The organism is Microbulbifer mangrovi (assembly GCF_002009015.1).
GTDB classification, from domain to species: domain Bacteria; phylum Pseudomonadota; class Gammaproteobacteria; order Pseudomonadales; family Cellvibrionaceae; genus Microbulbifer; species Microbulbifer mangrovi.
The window spans coordinates 1-5,234 of the sequence record NZ_LZDE01000171.1 but is presented as its reverse complement, the minus strand read 5'-3'; the positions used below and the strand labels follow the sequence as shown (position 1 = coordinate 5,234).

Annotated in this window: 5 protein-coding genes; 3 read left to right on the top strand and 2 right to left on the bottom strand. The window is 58.9% G+C overall.

Translation table 11 applies throughout. The annotated features are described in order from the left end of the window. The first annotated feature begins 186 nt into the window (after positions 1 to 186). From B4U49_RS01320 to B4U49_RS01310, 3 genes are all read left to right on the top strand, one after another. A complete protein-coding gene (locus B4U49_RS01320) occupies positions 187 to 684 on the top strand; it encodes an RNA polymerase sigma factor (RefSeq protein ID WP_078082786.1) in 498 nt (165 codons plus the stop codon). Further along, positions 681 to 1,313, top strand: a complete 633-nt coding sequence (locus B4U49_RS01315; RefSeq protein ID WP_078082785.1) for a hypothetical protein — start codon at positions 681 to 683, stop codon at positions 1,311 to 1,313. The genes B4U49_RS01320 and B4U49_RS01315 overlap by 4 nt, the downstream gene beginning before the upstream one ends. A 100-nt stretch (positions 1,314 to 1,413) precedes the next feature. Beyond that, positions 1,414 to 1,716 (top strand): superinfection immunity protein, encoded by a 303-nt coding sequence (locus B4U49_RS01310; RefSeq protein WP_078082784.1) that lies wholly within the window; start codon positions 1,414 to 1,416, stop codon positions 1,714 to 1,716. Positions 1,717 to 1,795: 79 nt separating this feature from the next. On the opposite strand, the gene hutH is transcribed toward B4U49_RS01310, so the two are convergent. Both hutH and hutU read right to left on the bottom strand, forming a co-directional pair. Then, the gene (gene hutH / locus B4U49_RS01305; protein WP_078082783.1) at positions 1,796 to 3,346 is read right to left on the bottom strand and encodes a histidine ammonia-lyase; all 1,551 of its coding nucleotides are present in this window, start codon (positions 3,344 to 3,346) and stop codon (positions 1,796 to 1,798) included. A gap of 75 nt (positions 3,347 to 3,421) precedes the next feature. After that, complete coding sequence (hutU, locus tag B4U49_RS01300) at positions 3,422 to 5,107, bottom strand: urocanate hydratase (protein WP_078082787.1); 1,686 nt, start codon at positions 5,105 to 5,107, stop codon at positions 3,422 to 3,424. Between the last annotated feature and the right edge of the window lie 127 nt (positions 5,108 to 5,234).

Below are 5,234 nucleotides of genomic sequence, written 5' to 3'. Positions count from 1 at the left end.
GTTTACGTTAACGTAAACGTCAATCTGGGCCGAATCGTGACTGAAGTGGTGTTATCGGTTCTGGGCGCTTCGGAAGATGGCGGGACGGGCGGGGTGAAAATTTATGTAAGGTTCTGACGGCGCTGGGTACAGTACGTGGTATTACCCGCTCACAGCGGCCCCAGAATACGGACAGAAGAACATAGCTTGGACGCGCGCGAACAGATCTTTAACCAATTAATCGGGGACTGCGGTGGTGGCATTGCGCGCCTGGCCAGTAGCTACGTGCGCAACCGGGCAGAGCGGGATGACCTGGTACAGGAAATATGGCTGGCCATCTGGCGGGCGTTGCCGACGTTCCGGGGGGAATCGAGCCTGCGCACTTTTGTCTACCGCATTGCCCACAACCGCAGCGTCACCCAATTGGCTCGCCGCCGCGACAGCGACGACGGCGATGTACTGGATACGGTCGTCGACGAGCGCCCAGGTCCCGAGGCGCAACTGGTGCGGAGCCGCGACGCTGAACGGCTGATACGTGCGGTATCCAGGCTGCCGCTGGGGATGCGGCAAGTGCTTACCCTGCGTTTTGAGGGCCTGAGTTACAGCGAAATTTCCGAGGTGGTGGGCATCAGTGAATCCAATGTGGCGGTTCGCCTTAACCGCGCCCGCGAGCGCCTGAATACAAAATTGACTGAAACGGTGTGAAACAGCTCATGAGCGATTATGAAAATGGTAAACCCGCCGTTGATCAAAAAACAGACGACGGGTTGCAGGCGCTCGCAAACCTCTGGCAGCAAGCCCCGGTTGCGGTGCCGGTACCTGAAGCTATTCGCGCACAGGTCGGCAAGCAGGAGCGCCGCATGCGCTTATATGCCTGGTTTGAATGGATAGCTTCAATCTTGGTGGGGGTTGGTAGTGTTTACCTGATGCTTATTAGCAAAGTGGATGATGCCCCCTGGCGTGCGCTACTGGTAGTGGTGCTCCTGGTCTGGGCAATGGCCTTTTCGGTGTCTAACCGCCGGGGTGTGTGGGAGCCGCTGGAAGAATCAGTGCGCGGCTATCTGGATCTGCTGCGACTGCGCCTGGCGCGCAAACGCCGCATGTTGCGCTTTGCCTGGCTGTTTTTTATCGCGGAACTGGTGATTCTTGCTGTGTGGCAGTGGATGTCAGTCTATGGATGGCTGGAGCCGGTTTTCGACGGCGATGGTCGTTTTGCCTTTACCTGGATTTCTGTCTTCGCGCTGGCGATGGGAGCCTGGAGTGTCTGGTACTGGCGGCAGATAAACAGTGGTGAGCAGCAGATTTCGAAATGGCAGCGAGAAAATATCGAATAGTCTGAAAAATAAATTGTAAGAAAACGAATAGTGCAGGTACTACAAAGAGTGTTGGTCGATCAGTGAATAAATAACCCCAATCATTAAAGAGTCATAAACCATGTTGTCGAACCTCGAACAGAAACTTTCCGAATTCCTCGATCTACTTGCTCAAATGAATGCGCTCCAAACGGTCGGATTCGTTATCTTCTTTTTCGCGATCTGGTTTTTGCCGAGCTTTCTTGCAGTCTTTTTCAATCGCGCGCACCTGGGGAAGATCTTTCTTGCGAATATCCCGGCGGGACTATCGTGGATTGCCTGGGTGGCACTGCTGGTATGGGCATCAACCGGGAAAATGAGCAGCAAACTGGCAAAAAAATACGGCGCCCAGTCTCCTGAAGCCGCATTGAAATCTACAAATTGATTGCGTGTTTTCAGTGCCCGGGTGAGTCAGGCTTCCCTTGCGCACATGGCGGCGCTAGGGAAGCCCGCCCGGTGATCAATTACCGGTTGCTGGGCAGCATGTCAGCAGCCAGGTACTCGCGATAATACGCGCTCGCCAGCAGTTGCTTGGCTTCTTCGATATCCGGCGCGAAGTAGCGGTCCTTGTCATAGAAGGAGACCCGCTCGCGCAGGGCAGCCTTGGCGCTTTCCAGTTTCTCGGTAGTCTTCAGCGGTGCGCGGAAATCCAGCCCCTGACAGGCTGCCAGCAATTCCACTGCGAGGATGCCGCAGGTGTTGTCAGCCATGTCGCGCAGGCGGCGGCCGGCGAAGGTGGCCATGGATACATGGTCTTCCTGGTTGGCGGAGGTGGGCAGGGAGTCGACACTTGCCGGGTGGGCGAAGGTCTTGTTCTCGCTCGCCAGTGCCGCAGAGGTCACCTGCGCGATCATAAAGCCGGAGTTTACCCCGCCGTTGTCCACCAGGAACGGTGGCAGGCCGGACAGGTTGGAGTCGATCAGCAGGGCCATGCGACGCTCGGACAGGGAGCCGATTTCCGCAATTGCCAGTGCCAGGTTATCGGCCACCATCGCCACCGGTTCCGCATGGAAGTTACCGCCGGAAATGATGTCGGAGTTTTCCGGGTTTTCCACATCGGTAAACACCAGCGGGTTATCGGACACGCCGTTGGCTTCCGCCAGCAGGATTTCAGAGGCGAAGCGGATCTGCTGCAGGCAGGCGCCCATTACCTGGGGCTGGCAGCGCAGGGAATAGGGGTCCTGCACCTTTTCACAGTCCTCGTGGGACGCGCCGATTTCACTGTGATCGCCCAGCAGGTCGCGGTAGCTTGCGGCGACATCACGCTGCGCCTGCTGGCCGCGCACCATATGGATACGGTCGTCGAACGGACGGCGGGAGCCCTTGGCCGCTTCCAGCGTCAGCGCGCCGGTAACCACCGCACCCGCGAACATGTCTTCCGCAGAGAAAAGCCCCTGCAGAGCAAAGGCGGTGGACGCCTGGGTGCCGTTCAGCAGCGCGAGACCTTCCTTCGGTGCCAGCACCACCGGGCGCATTTCCGCAAAGCGCAGGCCTTCCGCGGCCGGTTTGCGTTCGCCATTGATAAAGCATTCGCCCTCGCCCAGCAGCACCACACTCATATGCGCCAGCGGCGCCAGGTCACCGGAGGCGCCCACGGAGCCTTTTTCCGGAATCGCCGGATACACACCAGCGTTAACCAGTTTGATCAGCGCTTCGATCACTTCCAGGCGGATACCAGAAAAACCGCGAGCCAGGGAATTGATCTTCAGCACCATCAGCAGGCGCACGGTGTCTTCACCCATAAAGTTGCCGGTGCCGGCGGCGTGGGACAGGACGATGGCGCGCTGCAGGGTTTCCAGGTCTTCTTTCTTGATGCTGGTGTTTGCTAGCAAGCCGAAGCCAGTGTTGATGCCGTAAACGGTGCGACCCTGTTCCAGTACATCGGCCACGGTTTTAGCGGACGCATTGATGGCTGCGTGGGCGTCTTTGTTCAGGGTCAGTTTTACCGGCTCGCGGGCAACGCGGCGCAGCTGTTCCAGGCTCAGTTGGCCGGGATTGATTTCCAGTTGGTACATAAATTTTTCACCGAAAATATTTTTACGTCCGCCATGCCATGATGGCACGGCGGATGAGAATTAAAAAAATGCCAATCAGTCTTTCAGCATTGGAAGATCGAGACCCTGCTCGCGCGCGCAATTTTTTGCGATGTCGTAGCCTGCATCCGCGTGACGCATCACACCGGTGGCCGGGTCGTTCCACAGTACGCGCTCGATGCGCTTTTTCGCCGCTTCGGTGCCGTCACACACGATCACCACACCGGAGTGCTGGGAGAAGCCCATGCCGACGCCGCCGCCGTGGTGCAGGGATACCCAGGTCGCGCCGGAGGCGGTGTTCAGCAGTGCGTTCAACAGCGGCCAGTCGGATACCGCATCACTACCGTCCATCATGGATTCGGTTTCGCGGTTGGGGCTGGCCACGGAGCCGGAGTCGAGGTGGTCGCGGCCGATCACTACCGGCGCTTCGAGTTCGCCGTTGGCGACCATCTCGTTGAACGCCAGCGCCAGACGCGCGCGGTCTTTCAGGCCGACCCAGCAGATACGTGCGGGCAGGCCCTGGAACTGAATGCGCTCGCGGGCCATGTCCAGCCAGTTGTGCAGTTGCGGATTGTCCGGGATCAGTTCTTTTACCTTGGCGTCGGTCTTGTAGATGTCTTCCGGGTTGCCACTCAGTGCAGCCCAGCGGAAGGGGCCGATGCCCTCGCAGAACAGCGGGCGGATGTAGGCGGGAACAAAACCGGGGAAGTCGAATGCGTTCTCTACGCCCACTTCAAACGCCATCTGGCGAATGTTGTTGCCGTAGTCGAGGGTGGCGGCACCGCGCTCCTGCAGGGCGAGCATGGCTTCCACCTGGATACCCATGGATTTCTTGGCTTCCTTCACCACCAATGCTTCGTCGGCTTTGCGCCCAGTGTTTCTTAAGAGGGCGGCCTGCTCCATGGTCCAGCCTTTCGGCAGGTAGCCGTTCAGTGGATCGTGGGCGGAGGTCTGGTCGGTAACGCAGTCCGGCAGGATGCCGCGGTCGACAATTTCCGGGAATACGTCGGCGGCGTTGCCGAGCAGGCCGACGGAGATGGCTTCGCCGTTTTCCATCGCTTCGTTGATCATCGCCAGCGCTTCGTCGAGGCTGGTGGCTTTCTTGTCGACGTAGCCGGTGCGCAGGCGGAAGTCGATTCGGGTTTCATCGCACTCGACGGCGATCATGCAGAAGCCGGCCATGGTGGCAGCCAGCGGCTGGGCGCCGCCCATGCCACCGAGACCGCCGGTGAGTACCCATTTGCCTTTGGCTTCACCGTCGAAGTGTTTGCGCGCGACCGCGGCGAAGGTTTCGTAGGTGCCCTGGACGATGCCCTGGGAGCCGATGTAAATCCAGGAGCCGGCAGTCATCTGGCCGTACATGGCGAGGCCTTTTTTATCCAGCTCGTTGAAGTGTTCCCAGTTGGCCCAGTGGGGGACCAGGTTGGAGTTGGCGATCAGTACGCGGGGGGCGTCGGCGTGTGTTTTGAATACACCGACGGGTTTGCCGGATTGGACCAATAAAGTTTCGTCGTCTTCGAGGCGCTTGAGAACTTCGACGATTTTGTCGTAGCACTCCCAGTCGCGCGCGGCGCGGCCGATGCCGCCGTATACAACGAGATCTTCCGGGCGTTCGGCTACGTCGGGATGCAGGTTGTTCATCAGCATGCGCAGGGGCGCTTCGGTGAGCCAGCTTTTCGCGTTCAGTTTGGTGCCGGTGGGTGCGGCAATTTTACGGCTGGGGTCGTGGCGCTTATCGGTCATGGTTGCCTCGTCTTTTCCAAATTCTTGGTTTGAAATTGCGTTCTGCAGGCTTTTGGCCCGGCGTTTCGGTTTGGTGCTGTGGCGGCGGAGCACCGGGCGGAGGTTTTCAGGACCGCTGTAAACCCAT